This window comes from Salegentibacter echinorum (assembly GCF_900129445.1).
In the GTDB taxonomy this organism is placed as follows: domain Bacteria; phylum Bacteroidota; class Bacteroidia; order Flavobacteriales; family Flavobacteriaceae; genus Salegentibacter; species Salegentibacter echinorum.
On sequence record NZ_FQVT01000002.1, the window covers coordinates 201,251 to 222,311 of the forward strand.

Consider the following 21,061-nt stretch of genomic DNA (forward strand, 5'->3'; position numbering starts at 1 on the left):
CCAGCGCATTGCCTATCTTTTCGATTCAGCATCTTGCTGTTTCACAGGCTAACTATAAAAATTAAATTTTCGGTTTGAAAATTCAATAAATTTAAGTTTACAAATATAGTTTATTTCATAATCTTAAAAAGAAACTTGGAAACTAAGAATCAACGAAATTAGTACGAAAAGTAAAAAAGCTGCCGTATCTTTATATAAAATTTTCAACCATCTTAGTGTTAATTATAAAAAAAGTTACTGAAGTGTACCCTAGATATAAAAAAAGTTTCTTTTTTTTGTATAAAACCTTTTCGTAGAATTACTTTTAGCATAATAAACCTTTCAAACAATAAAATTCTTCGGAAAACTTATAAAATTTTATATGGCAGCTCAATCTGAATCCAAAAAGAATAGTACTAGTAGGTCTATCATTATTATTGGAGTTTTGTTTTTTATCTTCGGGTTTGTGACCTGGCTTAACTCGGTATTAATTCCCTTTTTAAAAACGGCTAGTGAATTAAATAACTTCGAATCTTATTTAGTAGCCTTCGCTTCTTATATTTCATATTTTGTTATGGCCATACCTTCGGCCTGGGTCTTAAAGAAAACTGGTTTTAAGAACGGGATGTCGCTTGGTTTGGTAGTGATGGCGGTTGGGGCGCTTATATTTATTCCGGCCGCAATGTCCAGAACTTATGCTATGTTCCTTTTTGGCTTGTTTGTGCAAGGTACAGGTTTAGCTTTATTACAATCTGCTGCTAACCCTTATATTACAATTCTTGGTCCTATTGAAAGTGCCGCGAAGCGCTTAAGTATTATGGGGATTTGTAATAAAATTGCCGGTGCTCTAGCACCTATTATTTTTGGCGCCCTTCTTCTTAAAAACATGGATGCTGTAGAAGCAAGGTTAGAAACTATGACTGGTATAGCAAGGGCAACCGAATTAGACAAACTTGCTTCCCTGGTTATTACGCCCTACATCACCATGGCCGTGATCCTGGTAGGACTGTCTGTATTAATTTATTATTCAGCATTGCCTGAAATAGAAACCGACGGGGAGGACGAGAAAGTTTTAGCAGCCAATAAAGATAAAACCAGCGTATTTCAATTCCCAAACCTGTTACTGGGTACTTTGGCTATGTTTATGTATGTTGGGGTAGAAGTTATTGCTGGTGATACCGTAATTAGTTATGCAAAGGACGGGCAGAATATTGCGACAGATGTTGCTAAATTCTTTACTACCTATACTTTAATCGCGATGATCGTAGGTTATTTAATAGGTACTGTGACAATTCCAAAATATATAAGTCAGCAAAAAGCTTTACAAATCTCGGGAGTTCTGGGAATTATATTGGGACTCGCTGCTATATTTACAGACGGTTATATTTCCGTTTTATGTATATCTTTACTTGGTTTGGCCAACGCACTTGTATTCCCCGCCATTTGGCCATTAGCTTTAGAAGGATTGGGAAGATTTACCAAAATTGGCTCTTCGTTTTTAATTATGGCATTAGCAGGTGGTGCAATTCTACCACTTGTTTATGGCTCACTGGCCGATGCCTACGATCCTCAAACGGCATATTGGATTGTAATTCCAAGTTACCTTTATATCCTGTTCTTTGCAATAAAAGGTCATAAAATAAGATAATTAATGTTATAAGTCTTATAAATACAGCATACAATGTACAAGATGAAATTTAGATTAGGTTTAGTTTTTTTAGTGTTATTTCAGTTGGGTTTATCCGCACAACAAACTCAAGCTGAAAAACCAGCAATCATTCCGCAGCCGGCAGAGATAGATTGGAAAGATGATTTTTTTATTCTTCCAGAAAGAACAGTGGTTTGTTTTAACTCCGGGGCCGAATTATCGGCTGCCTGGCTGCAGAGATTGTTGCAAAATACCAGTACCCAAAGTTATACGATGAGAGGCGAGGAATGCAATGGTTTTAGCCTGCATTTAGAGCCAAATTTAGAAGATGAATTGGGGGAAGAAGGTTATAAACTGGATATTACTTCATCTGTGGTAACGTTAACCGCGGCAAAAGAAGCGGGTTTATTTTACGCTATCCAAACCTTAAGACAAATGTTTCCTTCTGAAATTGAAAATGAAAAGATTTCAGGAGAAATTAAATTACCACAAGTAAGCATTAAAGATGTACCCCGCTATAAATGGCGCGGTTCTATGATAGATGTAGCGCGTAGTTTCTTTGGTCCAGATTACATAAAGAAACATATAGACCGAATGGCGCTGTACAAACTTAACAAGCTTCACCTGCATTTAAGTGACGACCAGGGTTGGAGAATAGAGATTAAAGCGAAACCAAAACTTGCTGAAAAAGGTGGTAAAAGTTCTGTACGAGGCGGTCGTTCTGGCTATTTAACGCAAGCTGAATATAAAGAAATTCAGGATTATGCAGCGGCCAGAAATATTGTGATTATTCCAGAAATTGATATGCCGGGTCATATTTATGCGGCCTTAATGGCTTATCCAGAACTTAACTGTGATGAGAATTCTAATATTGACCCAAAGTTGGCCACACCGCCAGAAATGTATCACGGTCACCGCGTAGGCTGGAGTAACCTATGTCTCGATAAACCTGAAATTTATGATTTTGTTGCCACCGTTTTAGGCGAGGTTGCTGATATTACTGATGGGGATTACCTGCATATTGGCGGGGATGAAATTGAAGACGAACGCTATACCGAGTTTGTGGTAAAAGCAGATTCTATAGTAAGAGGATTAGGAAAAACCACTATTGGTTGGGAAGAAGTAACCCAGGCAAAAGTAGATAGCAGTTTTATTAGTCAGCGGTGGAATGGAAAGACAAAAAGTGTGGTGAACACAGCAATTATAGAATCTATATGTTCCAGCTTTTATTTTGACCACGCTAACGAAACGGGGCAGAAAATGACCAATAACTGGTGCCAGGAAAGAGGAGTGAATTTAAAGGATGTTTATACCTTTAAAAGTAAAAACCCTCGTACTATTGGGGTGGAAGCCCCGGTATGGACAGAAAAGGTACTTTCTGATACCGAATTGGACAATAGGTTTTGGCCAAGAAGTATAGCTGTTGCCGAGGTAGGCTGGAGTACAGAAGAAACTAAAGATTATTCCAATTTTATTGAACGTTTGGGCGAGCATGGCTCTCGTTTGGAGTTTATGAATGTAGATTACTATAAAAGCCCCGAAGTAAATTGGAATTTAAATACCCAAAACGGAGTTTTTTCAGAATTTATGCCAGAATCAAAATATTAGGCTATTTTAGTAAATTTGTTAGAAATACTATTTCCTGAAGTTTAAAATTCGGGAAATTTTTCAATTGAATTTAAAAATGGAAATAAAAAACCCCGATACCGAAAAAACCTCGAAGTACAACGACCTTGAAAAGATGAGTACTTCTACCTTATTGAGCAATATCAATAAAGAAGATAAAACTATTTCTGAAAGTGTTGAAAAAGAGCTTCCTGCAATCCAAAAGTTAGTAGATCAAATTGTGCCAAAAATGCAGAAAGGTGGGAGACTCTTCTATATTGGCGCAGGAACGAGTGGAAGACTTGGTGTATTAGATGCTTCAGAATGTCCACCAACTTTTGGGGTTTCAGATGACTTGGTGATAGGAATAATTGCCGGTGGGGATATCGCCCTTAGAAACGCAGTAGAAAATGCCGAAGATGATACAACACAGGCCTGGAAAGACCTTCAGGAATATAACATAACAGAGAAAGACGTGCTGGTAGGGATAGCAGCTTCTGGGACTACACCCTATGTTATTGAAGGAATTAACGATGCCCGGGCAAAAGGAATTATTACCGGTTGTGTTACCTGCAGCTCAGGGAGCCCTTTGGCCGCAGCAAGTGAATTCCCTGTAGAAGTTGTAACAGGAGCCGAGTTTGTAACAGGCAGTACCCGCATGAAGGCTGGAACTGCTCAAAAGCTCGTTTTAAACATGATTTCTACCGCAGTTATGATAAAATTAGGAAGAGTTAAAGGCAATAAAATGGTAGATATGCAACTCTCCAATAAAAAATTAGTAAGTCGTGGCACGCGAATGATCATGGATGAGTTGGGGATCCCGGAAGCCGAAGCTGCCAAATTATTGCAAGAGCACGGTAGTGTAAGAAATGTACTTGCTAACAAGGTTTAGTCTAATTAGACCTATAATGGCTAATTCTTTCAATTTGCAAGCTTAGCTAGAAAAAGTATTAGCAGGTTTATATTTATGTATTAGAGTAAATTTAGACCTGCTTCTTGATATTTTTTAAGTTGCTCATCTTCAGGTTCCAGTTCGGTAACTAAAGCATCTACCGCAAAAGCATTGCAGACCTTAAAACGGTTAGCGGTGTTCAGCTTTTTTGAAATGGTAAGAGAAACAAGCTTTTTGGAAGCATTTACCATTGCACGCTTCATTTGTGCAATCTCCCAATCCAGTTCGGTAATACCTTTATCCAAATCTAAATACCCGGTTCCCAAAAAGCAGATATCTGCATTAATTTCAGATAAAATATTTACTGAACTGCCTCCCGTGGCTAATTGTGAATCCCGGGATAGTTTACCTCCTATAAGATGTACCTCATAATTTTTTGAAGCATTATTTAATAATTCTACTGCCATAGGAAGACTTGGAGTAAAGAAAGTAAGGTCCATTTTACCGGGAAGCATTCTTGCAAACTCCAGATTGGTGGAGCCCCCACTTATAAGGATAACGTCACCGTGATTTAAAAGGGAAACAGCTTTTTTAGCAATTTTAGATTTATTTTCATATTCGTAGATTTCCCTGCTATGATCTGCGTGAATATTAAAGCCATTGGAAACAGCGCCACCGTGAACTTTTTTTAATTGCTTCAATTTATCCAATTCTTTGAGATCCCTTCGCACCGTGTCCATAGAAACATTGAGGCTACGTGTTAAATCGCTTAACAGCACTCTATTGTGCAAATGAACTTCGTTAAGGATAATTTGATGACGTTCTGTTTTCTTCATATATGTTTTTTGTTATTTAGAGAATCCCTGCATTATATACTCCAAAATAAAATAAAAAATGCATTTCAAACTTTATTTATTCAAAATCAATGTTTTGTTAATTAATTATATACCAACTTATCCTGAAAAACTCACGTTTTATATTAAAAAATGCGATTAAAAATAGCAAATTAAAAAGAATATAACAAAATAATATGATTATCAGATAATTATGCGATAAATTATTGCGGATAAAAAATTTATACAATAAGTTTGTTTCATAACTAACTGTTAAAGCATTATTATGAGAAAACGATTTCGTAATTCATTATTTTTCTTGCTATGTCTGTTCTCTATGCAGGTTTGGGCTCAGGAGCGAGAAGTTTCGGGGACGGTGATAGATGAAAATGGTTTACCTCTGCCAGGGGTTAATGTGATAGAAAAAAACACCAATAACGGCACCGTTACAGATTTTGATGGAAAATTCAATATTTCTATCCCGATTTCAGAAGAAACTGTTTTGGTTTTCTCTTCTCTTGGTTTCGTAGAACAGGAGGTTAAGGTAGGCAGCAGAGCTACCTTACAAATTTCCATGGAAACAGATACTGAAAGCCTCGATGAAGTAGTAGTTACTGCTTTTGGGATTGAACGAAAGGAGAAGGCCCTGGGATATGCAGTTCAGGAAGTTAAAGCCGAAGAAATTATGGAAGGGAACAAGACCAATGTGGTAAGTGGTTTACAAGGAAAGGTTTCGGGCGTTACGATATCTAACTCGGGGGGTGCACCGGGATCTTCTACAGCAATTTTAATTAGAGGAGGTACTTCTATCACCGGTAACAACCAACCTTTATTTGTGGTAGATGGAATTCCTATTGATAACTCTACAAGCTCCAGTTTAACGGTTGCCAGTGTAAACCGGGCAGCAGACCTTAACCCGGAAGACATTGAGAGTATTTCGGTTCTAAAAGGACCGGCAGCGGCAGCTTTATATGGGATACAGGCTGCTGAAGGTGCTGTAATCATTACCACTAAAAAGGGTAAAGCGGGAAAAAGTACTGTTTCTTATTCCGGTACTTTCTCTGTAGATGAGGTTTTGGGTGCTCCAGATGTTCAACAGGAATATGGGCAGGGAACTCAAATTTTAAGTACAGATGGATTTAGCTATGAAGAAGAATCTTCTTTTAGCTGGGGTCCAAAAGTTAATAATGAAGAAACTTACAATCATATCGAGAACTTTTTTCAAACAGCAATTACACAAAATCACAATGTGAGCTATTCCGGCGGATCAGAAAAGAGTACTATGTATCTTTCTATTGGAGATGTTTCCCAGGAAGGGGTAATTGATGGAACTAATTACGATAAAACCTCATTTAAGATCAATACCACATCTAAGTTAGGAGATAATTTAACCGTGGGCGCTTCTGCCAATTATATCGTTACTGAAGTTGAAAGCACCAAACAGGGTAATGCCTCCGGAAGTAGTTATAGTAGTTTACTTTCTTATCCAATTAATGTGGACATTCAGAATTATTATGATGAAAATGGTGCGCAAAATATGTTTTACCAGGATCAAACATTCGATAACCCTTATTGGAGTTTAGAAAATAGTCCTAACGATAATAAGGTAAACAGGTTGATAGGAATGATTAATATTAGCTACGATTTCCTGGATGACTTTAATTTATCCTATAAACTGGGTACAGATTATTTTAATGAAACCAGCAAAAGAATTATAGGTACAGGTTCTTTAATTGAGAATCGAAAAGACGGTTACATAAGTCAGTTTCAACGGGAAAATAGAAAAACAACTTCAAACCTTATTTTAAGTTACAACAAGGATATTACGGAAGATTTTGCTATAGATGCCCTGGTGGGAAATATGGTAGAAGATTACAGAGTTCACAGTGTCTATACGTATGGCGATGGCTTTTTGGCCCCGGGAATTTACAGTATTGGGAATGTATCTAAAGAAAACCAGTCTGTAACAGAACTAGTAACCAGAAGAAGAGCTGTAGGGGTTTTTGGAGAATTGAAATTTGGTTGGAAAGATGCACTTTTCCTTAATTTCACCGGAAGAAATGACTGGTCTTCTACATTGCCGGAAGATAAACGATCTTTCTTTTACCCTTCCATAGGAACATCGGCGGTGATTACCGATCTTTTAAAGCAGGGAGGAAATGATATCACCAGCGATCGCGGGCTTTCATTCTTAAAATTTAGAGCTACCTGGGCACAGGCAGGGAAAGATGCACCAATAGGTGCGTTAAACAGCTTCTTGGGTACCGATATTAATCCACTGGCCAGTTCGGCATATACTTATAACGGGGTTGATATAGGAAACCCCGAGTTAGAACCCGAGTTTACCGATAGTTATGAAGTAGGTATAGATTCTCGTTTTTTCAAAAACAGGTTAGGCGTAGATTTAAGTTTGTACTACAGTAAATCCAAAAATCAAATTTTGGAAGATATTAGGGTTCCCCCTTCCGCAGGAACTTTTTATGCAACCTTAAACGGCGGTTCTATTATTAATAAAGGAATAGAAGCTTTGGTAACTGCGAAGATATTTGACAGGAGCAAAGCTTTTCAATGGAATATGACTTATAATTTTGGCTTAAACAAGAGTGACGTAGTTGAGCTTCCCGGGCAATTAGACGAGGTTTATCTTTCAGATTCGTGGACATTTAGCAATACCGCGGCGGGAGCTGCGATCTTAGATGGTTCACTATTTGGATTGCGCGGGTATAAATCTGTGAGAAATGACAATGGAGAACTTATTATTGGTGCCGATGGTGTGCCAGAATTAGAAACCGTGATCTTTGAAGATGTAAATAGATTACCAGACTGGACGTTGGGAATCACCAATAACCTTTCTTATAAAAACTTTAATCTTTCTTTCTTAATCGATGTTGTACAGGGGCAGGAGGCATATAACGCTACTAAATCTGCACTTATTTATTACGGTTTAGGAGAAGAAACCTTAAATCGTTCTGAAAGTGGTGTAAGAGTAGTGGAAGGAGTAGATGGAAATGGAAATGCCAATACTACCGAAATTACAGATCAGCAGTATTACCAGCAATATTACTCGCAAAATGCCGAGAATTTTATTGAAGATGCATCTTTTGTGAGAATGCGTTATGCAACCTTGAGCTATAATATTCCTAAAGACCTTTTGGATAAATTGAATATTATGTCTGCCCAAATTTCTTTAACCGGTAGAAACTTATTTACCATCACAGATTATTCTGGGGTAGATCCAGAAGTAAATACCTATGGTGCGGGAATACAGGGCGCCGGTTCTATGGGAATTGATAACCTGGGAACACCTAATACCAAAGGATTTGATTTAGGTTTAAAATTTAAATTTTAAGACAATGAAAAAATATTTTAGATACCTGTTTTTTATAAGTGTTACTTTAACGATAGGTGCTTGTAGTGACGATTATTTTGATGTAAATGATTCTGAAACACAGCCTACTACTACAGATTTGCCCCCACAATACCGTATTGAAGGTGCGATAGAAAACGCTGTTGCCACTGCTCAATATAGAGGAGCCAGGGAAATCTTAGGCGTGGTGCAATACGGTTCCCAAAACGTTCCAGCCTATTATTCTGAATCCTGGAATACGTTTTTAACAACCGGAAGTTATTTTTTATGGCAAAATGTGTACGTATATGCCTTACCAAATACAGCAGATCTTATCTATTTAGGGAAAGAATTTAATTCTCCGCATTATACCGCTGTAGGAAAGATTTTAAGAGCTTATTTATTGGGAATGGCGACAGATCAATATGGCGCAATTGTGTTAGACGATAGTTATAACCCGGAAGAAGCTATTAAACTGGAGCCAGAGTTTGTTTCCCAGGAGGTGGTTTACGAAAGGATTTTTAAAATTCTTGACGAAGCAGTTCAGGAATTAGACCAGGAAAGTGAAATTGACCTTAATGCGGAAGGAGGAGATATCCTTTATAATGGTGATTTGGAACAATGGAAACGTTTTGCCTATTCCATTAAGGCCAGGTATTTAAACCATTTAACCAAAAAATCTTCGGGAGAACACGCTTATAATCCGCAATTGGTTTTAGAAACAGCCCAAAAAGGTTTTACCTCAAATGCAGATAATGCTTTAATCACTTATGGTGGGGGAGAGGCTTCCAATGATAATCAACCTTTTAGTGAAGATGGTTATGGCTCTACCAGGTTTGATTATTTTTCAGAATTTTTTGTAAATCTTTTAAAAGATCCGCTTAATGAAGCAGCCGATGTTAGGGACCCAAGATTACCGGTGATAGTGCCAGAAGCAGTAAATGGTGGTTACCAGGGAGTGAGAACCGGTGGTGGTGTAGATAAAGAAGAAGGCGATAATTATTCTGTGGGCAACGGAGGTTTTTACACCTCTCCAGATTCTCCCACCTATATGATGACTTATAGTGAATTGCAATTTATTATGGCTGAAGCAAGGTTTAGGAGCGGCGATACCGGTGGGGCTTATCAAGCCTATAAGCAAGGAGTTGAAGCCGACTTGAATAAGCTGAATATTTCTTCGGAAGAGATTTCTGCTTATTTAAATACTATAGACTCAAAAATTGGTGAATCTGGGATTGGTCTTTCAGAAATATTTGTTCAGAAATATATTGCAAATATGCTAAACCCTGAAACCTGGGTAGATTTTAGGAGAATGGATTATAGTGCTGCTATTTATCCCGGTCTTCAACGTCCTAAAAACGTAAATGTAAGTCTTTTCCCCGGTGAAGATGACTGGTTGAGAGCGATGATGTATGAGTATAATGAGGAAGACAGGAATTATGAAAATATGCCAGATAATAATCCCGCGGTAAGGCTCACCACAAGACTTTGGTGGGACACCCCGGAATAGTAAGTAATTGAAAAATATAAAAAAGTCCTTTAATTTAAAGGGCTTTTTTGTTTTAAAGAAGTGTCTTAAATCCAATAATTACAATAAATCTATCCCTGCCTTTTGATATTTTTTAAGTTTCTTATTAGCTGGATCCAATTCGGTGACCAGGCTGTGTACCGCTAAAGCATTGCAAACTTTAAAGCGGTTTGCGGTATTTAGTTTCTTAGAAATAGTTAAAGATATTAGCTTTTTAGAAGCATTGACCATGGCACTTTTCATTTGGGCAATCTCCCAATCGAGTTCGGTAATTCCTTTTTCAAGGTCTAAATATCCTGTGCCCAAAAAACAGATATCTGCATTAATTTCAGATAAAAAATTGATAGAACTGCCACCTGTGGATAGCTGGGAACCTCTGGCCAACTTTCCACCAATGAGGTGTACCTCATCACTTTTAGATACGTTGTTTAATAATTCTACTGCCATAGGCAAGCTTGGGGTGAAAAAAGTCAGGTTCATTTTTCGTGGCAGTAGTTTTGCAAATTCCAGATTAGTAGAGCCACCGCTTATAAGCACGACATCCCCATTATTTAAAAGTGAAATAGCTTTTTTGGCAATAATAGCTTTACTAGTGTGTTCATAAACCTCCCTACTGTGATCTGTATGAAGATTGAAGCCATTGGAAACTGCGCCGCCGTGAACCCGTTTTAATTGTTTTAATTTATCTAATTCTTTCAAATCCCGTCTCACAGTATCCCGTGAAACATTAAGACTGCGTGTTAGATCGGTTAAAAGCACCCTATTGTGTAAATGTATTTCGTTAAGGATAATTTGATGACGCTCCTTTTTTTTCATGTCTTAATATTTTATAAACACTTATTTTAAATCCTGTCTCAGTTTGAAAATTCTTTATCCAGGCAAACTTCCTTTAATAAAAACAGATACCACAATGCATCATTTATTGTTTTAGACTCCATTAACATCTAAGCTAAATTTAGGTTAATTAAATAATTTCGCCTTAATAGGTTGGTGCCTTCAAATCGTCATATAATTGCTATTAAAAATAGCAAAATTAAATATTAGCTGCAAAGATAAGGCGTAATAAAAATAATTTTGCTGTTTTTTATTGCTAATATTGGATTTTAATAATAAATTTGTTTCATAACTAATTGTTAAAGCAATATTATGAGAAAACGATTTCGCAAACCGATTTTATTCTTGCTATGCCTGTTTTCGATGCAGGTTTGGGCACAGGAACTAGAAGTTTCGGGAGAAGTGCTTGATACAGATGGGTTGCCGCTACCAGGGGTAAATGTATTTGTAGAAAACACCTCAACGGGAACTGTAACCGATTTTGATGGGAATTTCTCTTTAAAAATTCCGGACGATAACGATATAGTATTGGTGTTCTCCTCACTGGGCTTCCAACAGCAAAAAATAAGGGTAGGAGATAAAACTACTTTTAGTATTACCATGCAAACAGATACCGAAGGTTTAGACGAAGTGGTAGTTGTAGGATATGGTAGCCAAAAGCGTAGCAATGTAACCAGTGCAATCTCTACGGTAGATGCCGAAATTTTAGACTCCCGGCCGGTAACAGATGTTGGTAGAGGATTACAGGGGGCCAGTCCCGGGGTGACGATTACGGCGCCAACCGGACAAATTGGTCAAAATCCTGTTATAAGATTAAGAGGTAATGTTGGGACACTTAGCCCTGGAGGTGGCGGTGCACAACCACTTATTCTGGTTGACAACGTGGAAGTTTCAAGTTTACAAGCTATAAACCCACAGGATATTGAGGATATTTCAGTATTGAAAGATGCAGCCTCAACTTCAATTTATGGTGCCAGGGCTGCCTGGGGTGTAATTTTAATTACTACAAAAGATGGTAGGAAAAACCAGGCTCCAACCGTGAATTACTCGAATAATATTTCCTGGTCAACGCCAACAAACCGGCCTACTGTAGCTCCTGCTGCCGATGGTGCTGAAATGGCTTTTGCAGCGGTTAGAAGAAGAATCCCATCTTTAGAAGCTTTTGGCCTGGTTAACATGTATTTAGATGATTTGGCCATAGAAAAAATGAGGGATTGGGAAGAGCAATATGGCGATCAAGACCTTAGTGATGAAATGGTATTGGGACGTGACTTTGAAATTAGGGATGGAAGATTATTCTTTTACCGTCCCTGGAGTCCGCAAAAAATGTTCGTTCGGGAATGGGCGCCACAGCAAAAACATGACCTTTCGGTATCGGGAGGTAGTGAAAAGACGAACTATTATGTTGGCCTTGGATACTTAGAGCAGGGTGGGGTTTATAAAACCAATCCAGATGAGTTTGAAAGATATAACCTTAACTTAAGTGTAAGTACTTCTATTACCGATTGGATGGAAGTAAGAGCCAAAGTTCTATATTCTAATTCTAAGACTACAGAGCCTTTTGCTTTTGGATCTGCTACTTATGATGCCTGGTATTATACCACTAGATGGCCGGCATATTACCCTTATGGAACTTATGAAGGTAAACCATTTCGTAGTCATATCAACGAGGTTACCCAGGCTAATATGAATGAAGATGACAGATCTTTAACCCGTATTAATTTAGGGACAACCATTACCCCTCTTGAAAACTTAGCTATTAATTTCGATTATACTTATGATGCTGTAGATAGACACGAACATCAGGTTGGAGGTTCTGTTTCGGCTTACAACTTCTGGGCTACAGGACCAGATTTAGCTTATGAGCCTTATACTAGTTCTGCTTATGACAGGGTGGTTTACAATTCATCCTGGAGTAGAAGAAATACAGCAAAAGCTTATGCTACTTATGATTTGAATATAGATGATGATCACGAGTTCGAAGTTACCCTGGGTGGGGATGCAGAAGAGTATGAGCTTTGGGGGCAATATTCCCAAAGAAGGGATCTTTTAAATCCAGACCAGGGAGAATTAGATTTAGCTACCGGGGATCAATTTGTAGGTGGTAATAGAGAACATTGGACTACTCTAGGTGCATTTGCTCGGATTAATTATTCCTATAAAGAAAAATATTTATTAAACCTTAACGCTAGATACGACGGTTCATCAAGATTATCGGCCGATGAAAAGTGGGCGATGTTCCCTTCTATGTCTGCAGGATGGATCGTCTCAAAAGAAGATTTTATGGATCCCTTAGACCCGGTTTTATCTTTCTTTAAACTGAGAGGTTCTTATGGTTCGGTTGGAAATCAAAACACAAGAATATCCAATATTTATAGAACCATGTCTTCCTATAATTCTAGCTGGTTAATAGATGGTGAAAATCAATTGGCGGTAGGAACACCAGGGGCTTTACCCGCAGATCTAACCTGGGAAACGGTGACTACCTTAGACCTTGGTTTTGATGCCCGGTTCTTTAGGGACAAATTGGGCGCAAGTTTTAGCTGGTATGAAAGAACAATTAGTGACATGCACAGTGCCGGGGTAACCTTACCAAGTTCTTTTGGTACTTCTGCACCTATTAGAAACTATGGTGAAATACAAACTAAAGGTTGGGAATTGGAATTAGACTTTAGTCATACTTTCGATAATGGTTTAGGTATTAATTTTAAAGGAAATATAACAGACTTTAAAGAAAGGGTAACCAAATTTGCCAATACTACCCAGGGAATATATTCTAACTATGAAGGTAAAGTGCTTGGTGAAATTTGGGGTTATGAAACCGATAGGTTTTTTGCAGAAGAAGATTTTGATGCAGAAGGAAACCTAAAAGATGGTATTGCCTCTCAGGAAATCTTCGAAACTAACGGCTGGTTTGAATATGGACCCGGTGATATTAAATACAAAGATTTGAATGGTGATGGCGAAGTAAATTATGGTTCCAGAACAGTAGATGATCACGGAGATATGAAGCGAATTGGAAACTCAACCCCAAGATATCAGTACGGTATTCAGCTGGGAGCCAATTGGAAAGGTTTTGACCTTAGTATGTTTATGCAAGGGGTGGGAAAACGTGATTTCTGGGCGAATGGACCGGTATTTATCCCGGGCTATCGTTATGGTGAAGCCTGGTATGATCACCAATTGGATTATTGGACCCCAGAAAACACCAATGCGTATTACCCAAGACCTAACGACCAACAGCAATCTAATGGTGCGATGAACTTTTTGCCACAATCTAAGTACTTGTTGGATATGTCTTATCTAAGAATGAAAAATATCACTCTTGGTTATACTATCCCGGCATCATTTACAGAGAAATTCCAAATTGATAGGTTTAGAATTTATATGAGTGGTGAAAACCTATTTGAATTTACAGGAGCTCAAATCCCTGTAGATCCAGAGGTAGATTATACCAATGCAGGATTAAACGATACCTCTACATTTGGAAGGGTATATCCTTTTAGAAGATCTTTATCTTTTGGTGTACAGATAACTCTTTAACTTTAAAAATTAGGTACTATGAAAATATCAAATAAAATATTTATTCTTTTGCTACTTGCCTTAGGTGTGGCAGGTTGTGAAAAAGATTTTTTAGACACTCCGCCAGACGATGTTCTGGTAGATGAGACCTATTGGACCAGTGAAAGCAACGTAAAAACTTTCGCATATGGATTTTATACGGCTTATTTTTCGGGTTATGGTTCTGGTTATACCTGGGGGAAATATTTCTCAGGCCAATCTTTAAACGATGATTTTTCCCCAACAAACCCTCCCAGGTTCACCTTGCAGGTGCCAACTTCTGGAGGAGGTTGGACTTTTGCGTGGGTTAGAAAAGCAAACATTTTTATAGACCGTGTGCAGGGGGTAGATATGGAAGAAGAAGCTATAAACCATTGGACGGGTATTGGTAGGTTCTTTAGAGGTTTGGAATATCATGATCTTGTGAAAGACTTTGGAGACGTTCCATACTATGACGGTGAGCTTTCTGAAGAAGATAATGAATTGCTATATAAAAAGCGTGATGACAGAAGTTTTGTTATGGATCGCGTGCTGGAAGATTTTCGTTTTGCCGCAGAAAATGTTAGGCAAAGTGTAGAACACAATGGGCAGGAAGTAAACAGGGATGTTGTGCTAGGATATATGTCACGTATTTTCCTCTACGAAGGAACCTGGCAAAAATATCACGAAAACGATAATGAAAAAGCTGCTGAATATTTAGAAGCTGCCAAGTGGGCGGCCAATGAACTAATAGAATCTGGCAACTACTCTTTGGGAGATTATAGAAAAGTGTTTAACTCCCTTGATCTATCTGGAAATCCAGAGGTAATGCTTTACAGGGAATATGAGGAAGGAATGATTACTCACGCTCTAAACAGTTATAATAACAACGAACCTCAAACCGGAGTTTCCAAGGATGCAATGGAAGCTTATTTGACTGAAGATGGATTGCCTATTGGAGTATCAAGCCTGTACAAAGGAGATAAAAGTATAGATAATGTAATGGCAAATCGAGACCCAAGGATGTATGAAACTTATGTTTCAGATGAATTAAGGATAAATGGAGTGGCCTCAAATTATTCAACTACAGGTTATGCCACACATAAATTCTTAAATGAGGATATTAAAGATCAGCCAATAGGTAACTCTAACCAAAACCCCACAGATGCACCAATTATTCGGTTTGGTGAAGTTTTGATAAACTATGCCGAAGCAGCTTATGAGCTTTCAACTGTAGGTGGGGCGAGCTTTACCCAGGCAGATCTAGATAAATCTATCAATACTTTAAGGGATAGGCCGGGAGTTAATCTTCCGCATTTACAAGTATCGGGAGATATGCCTGCTGTTAACGGTCAAACCTATGATGATCCTCAAAGAGATCCGGATGTTCCTTCAATCCTTTGGGAAATAAGAAGAGAACGTAGAGTTGAATTAATGTTTGAAGGATTTAGGTTAGACGATCTTAAACGTTGGAAAAAACTGGAATATACAGATATGGTTGAGTATCCGGAAATTAACAGAGGTGCCTGGATAGAAAAATCAGATTATCCAGATGCAAACCTTGAAAGCCTTAAACTTACGCAAGGAGATAAAGGATATATAATTCCCGCTTCTGCAGATGAGGCTTTAAGAACATTTGACGATCCAAGAGTTTATTTAGATCCTATTCCTTTAGATCAAATTACATTGTATAAAGATCAGGGGGTAGATTTAGAGCAAAACCCAGGTTGGTAATTTTAATTAATCCAGATTATTCATAAAAATTAATGAGTGACCTCAAGCGATTAAGTTCAACTAACATTTTTGATACTCAAAAATGAGTTTCCCTAATTCGGGATTAACCCGCACTAAAAAACGCTTATATCAATAATGTGAATTATGCGGGTTAATTTGTATTTTTTAGCCAGAAAGTCCTTTAGAATTACCTAAAGGACTTTCTCTAATTATTGCGATATTGCAGCTATGAAAAAAAGACTTCTATCCCTATTTAGCATTTTTGTATTGCTTCTATCCTGTAAATCAAGCAAGGAAGCTTCTCAACCCGAAACTACTCCCAAAGCACCGGAAGAAAAAGTGGAAGTTGTAGAAGAAATTCCTGAAGAAGTTGCTCCTTCCGAAGAAAAAGAGAAATCAACAGAAATAATCCCCTGGGATCCTAAAACCCCCAGGAATATTGAAGAATTTAGAGCTGCCTGGGTAGCGACTGTAGCTAATATTAATTGGCCCAGTAAACCGGGACTTTCCACTTCAGAACAGCAAAAGGAAGCTTTAGCGCTGCTGGATTTTCTGGAAGCCCATAACTTTAATGCCGTAGTTTTCCAGGTAAGACCACAAGCCGATGCTTTGTATGATAGTGAACTAGAACCCTGGTCTTACTTTCTTACCGAGGAGCAAGGCAAAGCACCACAACCTTATTACGATCCTCTAAAGTTTTGGGTGAATGCTGCCCACCAAAGAGGTTTGGAACTACACGTATGGTTAAATCCTTACCGCGCACATCACACTACCGGAAAAGAAATTAGTGAAAAATCTGTCATAAAAACCAATCCCGATCTCGTAGTAGAATTGGAAAATGGAATGTGGTGGATGGATCCTTCCCAAAAAGGAACTCAAGACCGTTCTAGTGATGTGGTTATGGACATCGTAAAAAGATACGATATCGACGGGGTTCATTTTGATGATTATTTTTATCCTTACGATTCCTATAATAATGGTAAAGATTTTCCAGATGAGAAGAGTTGGAGGGCATATCAGGCAGCGGGAGGAGAACTTTCCCGTGGGGATTGGCGCCGAGAAAGTGTAAATACTTTTATTAAGCGTATTTATAAAGAAATTAAAGCCAAAAAACCTTATGTGAAATTTGGATTAAGTCCCTTCGGGATTTGGCGCCCCGGCTATCCGGAGTCTGTAAAAGGCTACGATCAATACGATAAATTATATGCCGATGCTAAATTATGGCTTAATGAGGGCTGGATAGATTACTACACCCCGCAATTATATTGGAAAATTAGTCAGTTGGGACAGAGTTTTCCCGAGCTTCTTGGCTGGTGGGAAAGTGAAAACACCAAAAAACGGCACTTATGGCCGGGAATAAATGTTGGTGGAGAAGGTGACGAAATGCACATTACCGAGGTAGTAAATCAAATTATGATCACCCGCGGAATGCTACCGGAAAGCAAAGGAACGGTGCACTGGAGTATTGGGCCATTAGTAAAACACAAAGAATTGGCGACGGCTTTAAGAGAAGGGCCTTACAGCAAAAAAACTTTGGTGCCGCCAAGTCCCTGGCTGGACAATACTCCGCCTGAAATCCCCAATGTTACCGTAAATGAAAACCGCGATAAAATTGAAATAACCTGGGGTGTTACAAAACCGAAAGACGTTTTTCGCTGGGTAGTTTATTTTAAATATGAAACCGGTAACTGGGATTATAAAATTTTAACTTCCGATAAAGGCAGCCAGGATCTACAGAAGGAAGTAGGGGAGAAGAAGATAAAATTGGAGAAGATAGGCGTAACAAGTGTAGATCGTACCGGGAATCAAAGTGAATTTATAGAAATAGAATTAAATTGATCTGCTTATGAGTCCTATTCTGGTTTTTGGCGTTATTGCCGGATACTTTATTTTATTAATGGGAATAAGTTATTTTACCTCAAGGCAGGCAGATAACACTACTTTTTTTACCGCAAATAGGCAATCCCCTTGGTTTTTGGTAGCTTACGGGATGGTAGGGGCAACCTTATCTGGGGTGACTTTCATCTCGGTGCCGGGGGAAGTGGGAAACTCAAACTGGACCTATCTGCAATTTGTGATGGGAAATATGCTGGGTTATGCGGTAATTGCCTTAGTCCTTATTCCGCTGTTTTATAAGCTGAAATTAATTTCTATTTATGAATATTTAAAAGATAGGTTTGGGCAAAGCTCCTATTATGCAGGAGCCTCATTTTTTCTTATCTCTCAAACCGTAGGTGCTTCCTTTAGATTGTTCCTGGCTGCTTTGGTCTTGCAAATCGCTTTTTTTGATGCTTTCGGAATTCCTTTTTGGGTAACCGTGTTAATTACCATTGCGCTAATTTGGCTCTATACCTTTCGCGGAGGGATTAAAACTATTGTATGGACAGATACCCTGCAAACCACCTTTCTACTGCTCGCTGTGTTGATTAGTATTTTTATGATTGTAGATCACATGGACCTGCAATTCACCGAAGTTTTTGCTACGGTAGCAAAAAGTGATATGTCCACCATTTTTGAGTGGGACTGGCGTTCTAATAATGCTTTTTTCAAAAGCTTTTTGGCCGGGATGTTTATTACCATTGCTATGAATGGTTTAGACCAAAATGTGATGCAAAAAAACCTTACCTGCAAAAATAAAGGAGAAGCACAAAAAAACATATTTTGGTTTTCCCTGGTGTTTTTCCTTTCTACAATGCTGTTTTTAGCCCTTGGGGTTTTGCTTTATAAGTATGCGTTCGACCAGGGAATAGCAATACCAGAGCGAACCGATGACCTCTACCCCTTGTTGGCTTTAAACCACTTTGGGATTTTAGCAGGAGTGGTGTTCCTGCTAGGAATTACCGCAGCTGCTTTTTCCAGTGCAGATTCAGCCTTAACCGCGCTCACTACTTCTTTTTGTGTGGATATTTTGGATATTCAAAAGAAAGAAAAAAATCAAAAAAAGACCCGGTTATTGGTGCATATTGGTTTTACCTTTTTAATGTTTTTGGTTATTGTTACCTTTAATGCACTAAACGATAGTAGTGTTGTTAGTGCCGTTTTTAAAGTTGCAGGGTTTACTTATGGTCCCTTGCTTGGTTTGTTTGCTTATGGTTTATTAACGAAAAAAAGAGTGAAAGATAAGTGGGTGCCGCTGGTGTGTGTCTTATCACCAATAATTTCTGTATTATTAGATTTTAATTCTGAAACCTGGTTTAACGGCTATGAATTCGGATTTGAAATTTTACTGGTAAATGCCGCGATTACCATGTTAGGGCTATTTGCACTATATCGAAAAAAATAAATCTTTATATTTAAAAATATGAAATCTTTTATTAGTAAATGTTTGATCTTGTTTCTGGGGCTTACCATTAACCTTATGGGAGCCACTACACCACAAGATGAAATTTTTATCCGTTTAAACCAGGTGGGCTTTTTGGAAGAGGATGCCAAAACTGCCGTGATTTTTTCAAATACTAAGGTTACACCAAGATTCCATATAGAAAATACCCAAAATGGTGAAGAGGTGTATTCCGGAAAACTAAAAAAGGTTAAAAATAAAGGATGGGGTAACTTTAAATATTATTATAAAGCTGATTTTTCAAAACTAAAACAACCCGGGAAATTTAAACTATCATTATCTGGTTCGGGAATAAAATCTACTGAATTTGGTATTGGTAGAACACATTCTTATACCAACTATCATGAAGATTTATTAGGTTTTATGAGGCAACAACGTTGCGGATATAATTCTTTTTTAGATATGGTTTGTCATCAACGCGATGGTCGCAGCATGTTTGGACCTATGCCCGATTCAACTTTCGTAGATGTAAGTGGAGGCTGGCACGATGCGGGGGACCAGTTAAAATATCTTATTACCGGTAGTAATGCTACTGCCAAAATGTTAAAAGCCTATGAATTAATTCCGGAAAAATTTTCAGATAAAGTAAATGCACTTGGACAAGAAGGAAAAAATGGAATTCCAGATGTTTTAGATGAAGCAAAATGGGGGCTGGATTGGATTCATAAATTGCATACAGGGCCGGGAGAGCTATTTCATCAGGTAGCCGATGATCGAGATCATCTGGGCATGAAATGGCCAGATAAAGACTCTTCAGACTATGGTTGGGGACCCAATTCATACCGGGTAGCATACTTCGCAACCGGTAAACCGCAGGGTTTAAGCGAATATAAAAGTAAAGCTACAGGAATAGCAAATTTAGCGGGAAGATCGGCTGCTGCTATGGCCATTGGAGCACGTATTTGGGAAGAAATAGATCCAAAGTATGCCCAAAAGTGTAGAGAGGCAGCTTTTGAACTTTATAGAATGGGCAAGAAACAGGAAGGATTTCAGCAAGGAAATTCATACGGGGCGCCATATCGCTATAATGAAGATACCTGGGCCGATGATATGGAATGGGCTGCCGCTGAACTTTTTATCAATACCAGGGAAGAACAATATCTGGAAGATGCTATGCATTATGCTGAAATGGCAGCCAGCGTTTCCTGGATGGATAAAGAAGATGCTGAGCATTATCGCTTTTATCCGTTTTTTAATATTGGTCATTTTGTGCTCTACGATTTGGTTGATAAAGGTTTTCAGGAGAAATTAGCCGGTTACTATCAGGAAGGAATTGAAGCCACCACCCAAAGAGGTGCCAATAATCCATATCAAATTGGGGTACCCTTTATCTGGTGCTCTAATAATTTAACCGCAAACCTAATTACTCAAATTATATTATATGAAGAAATGACCGGGGATAAACAATACCACGATTTTATGTTAGCACAAAGAGATTGGTTGTTGGGAAATAACCCATGGGGCACTTCAATGTTTATGAATATTCCGGAAAATGGAGAATATCCCGAAGATGTACATACCAGTATTTGGTTTTTAACGGGTAAAGAGGTTCCGGGAGGCCTTGTAGACGGTCCTGTTTACAGGAGTGTGTACGAAAATCTAAGAGGCCTAACCCTTAAAAATGAGGATGAGTTTGCTAAGTTTCAGAATGATTTTGTAGTGTATCACGACGATTTTGGTGATTACTCGACCAATGAACCTACGATGGATGGAACAGCAGATGCTATTTTTCTAATGGCTTGGTTTGCACAAGATGCAGCTAAAGAATAGAATACTTAAACT

The 21,061-nt window shown here is 38.3% G+C and carries 12 protein-coding genes; 10 read left to right on the plus strand and 2 right to left on the minus strand.

The features are described from left to right. The first annotated feature begins 361 nt into the window (after positions 1-361). The 3 genes from BUA71_RS04595 (at position 362) to murQ (ending at position 4,124) form a co-directional block, all read left to right on the plus strand. Entirely contained in the window at positions 362-1,627 is a 1,266-nt protein-coding gene (locus BUA71_RS04595) for a sugar MFS transporter (protein WP_072877217.1), read from the plus strand. Positions 1,628-1,669: 42 nt separating this feature from the next. Then, positions 1,670-3,235 carry a beta-N-acetylhexosaminidase gene (locus BUA71_RS04600; RefSeq protein WP_175545934.1) on the plus strand — a complete coding sequence of 522 codons (1,566 nt, stop codon included), beginning with the start codon at positions 1,670-1,672 and terminating at the stop codon, positions 3,233-3,235. 76 nt (positions 3,236-3,311) lie between these two features. Next, positions 3,312-4,124 carry an N-acetylmuramic acid 6-phosphate etherase gene (gene murQ, locus BUA71_RS04605; RefSeq protein ID WP_072877221.1) on the plus strand — a complete coding sequence of 271 codons (813 nt, stop codon included), beginning with the start codon at positions 3,312-3,314 and terminating at the stop codon, positions 4,122-4,124. A gap of 80 nt (positions 4,125-4,204) precedes the next feature. On the opposite strand, the gene BUA71_RS04610 is transcribed toward murQ, so the two are convergent. Beyond that, positions 4,205-4,960, minus strand: a complete 756-nt coding sequence (locus tag BUA71_RS04610; RefSeq protein WP_072877223.1) for a DeoR/GlpR family DNA-binding transcription regulator — start codon at positions 4,958-4,960, stop codon at positions 4,205-4,207. Between the two features lie 283 nt (positions 4,961-5,243). On the opposite strand from BUA71_RS04610, the gene BUA71_RS04615 reads away from it, so the two are divergent. Together BUA71_RS04615 and BUA71_RS04620 are read left to right on the plus strand one after the other, a co-directional pair. Next, positions 5,244-8,306 carry a SusC/RagA family TonB-linked outer membrane protein gene (locus BUA71_RS04615; protein ID WP_072877225.1) on the plus strand — a complete coding sequence of 1,021 codons (3,063 nt, stop codon included), beginning with the start codon at positions 5,244-5,246 and terminating at the stop codon, positions 8,304-8,306. A gap of 4 nt (positions 8,307-8,310) precedes the next feature. Beyond that, positions 8,311-9,813 carry a SusD/RagB family nutrient-binding outer membrane lipoprotein gene (locus BUA71_RS04620; RefSeq protein WP_072877227.1) on the plus strand — a complete coding sequence of 501 codons (1,503 nt, stop codon included), beginning with the start codon at positions 8,311-8,313 and terminating at the stop codon, positions 9,811-9,813. A 78-nt stretch (positions 9,814-9,891) separates the two neighbouring features. Here the strand turns inward: BUA71_RS04620 and BUA71_RS04625 are convergent, their stop codons facing one another. Beyond that, positions 9,892-10,647 (minus strand): DeoR/GlpR family DNA-binding transcription regulator, encoded by a 756-nt coding sequence (locus BUA71_RS04625; RefSeq protein WP_072877229.1) that lies wholly within the window; start codon positions 10,645-10,647, stop codon positions 9,892-9,894. 330 nt (positions 10,648-10,977) lie between these two features. Between BUA71_RS04625 and BUA71_RS04630 the strand changes: the two genes are divergently transcribed. The 5 genes from BUA71_RS04630 (at position 10,978) to BUA71_RS04650 (ending at position 21,049) form a co-directional block, all read left to right on the plus strand. Continuing rightward, positions 10,978-14,208 (plus strand): SusC/RagA family TonB-linked outer membrane protein, encoded by a 3,231-nt coding sequence (locus tag BUA71_RS04630; protein ID WP_072877231.1) that lies wholly within the window; start codon positions 10,978-10,980, stop codon positions 14,206-14,208. 18 nt (positions 14,209-14,226) lie between these two features. Then, entirely contained in the window at positions 14,227-15,939 is a 1,713-nt protein-coding gene (locus tag BUA71_RS04635; protein WP_072877233.1) for a RagB/SusD family nutrient uptake outer membrane protein, read from the plus strand. 228 nt (positions 15,940-16,167) lie between these two features. Next, positions 16,168-17,778 (plus strand): glycoside hydrolase family 10-like protein, encoded by a 1,611-nt coding sequence (locus tag BUA71_RS04640; protein ID WP_072877235.1) that lies wholly within the window; start codon positions 16,168-16,170, stop codon positions 17,776-17,778. Positions 17,779-17,785: 7 nt separating this feature from the next. Beyond that, positions 17,786-19,222: a sodium:solute symporter gene (locus tag BUA71_RS04645; protein WP_072877237.1), complete on the plus strand. Its 1,437-nt coding sequence runs from the start codon at positions 17,786-17,788 to the stop codon at positions 19,220-19,222. Positions 19,223-19,240: 18 nt separating this feature from the next. Beyond that, positions 19,241-21,049, plus strand: a complete 1,809-nt coding sequence (locus tag BUA71_RS04650) for a glycoside hydrolase family 9 protein (RefSeq protein ID WP_217653603.1) — start codon at positions 19,241-19,243, stop codon at positions 21,047-21,049. The last annotated feature ends 12 nt before the right edge of the window (positions 21,050-21,061 follow it).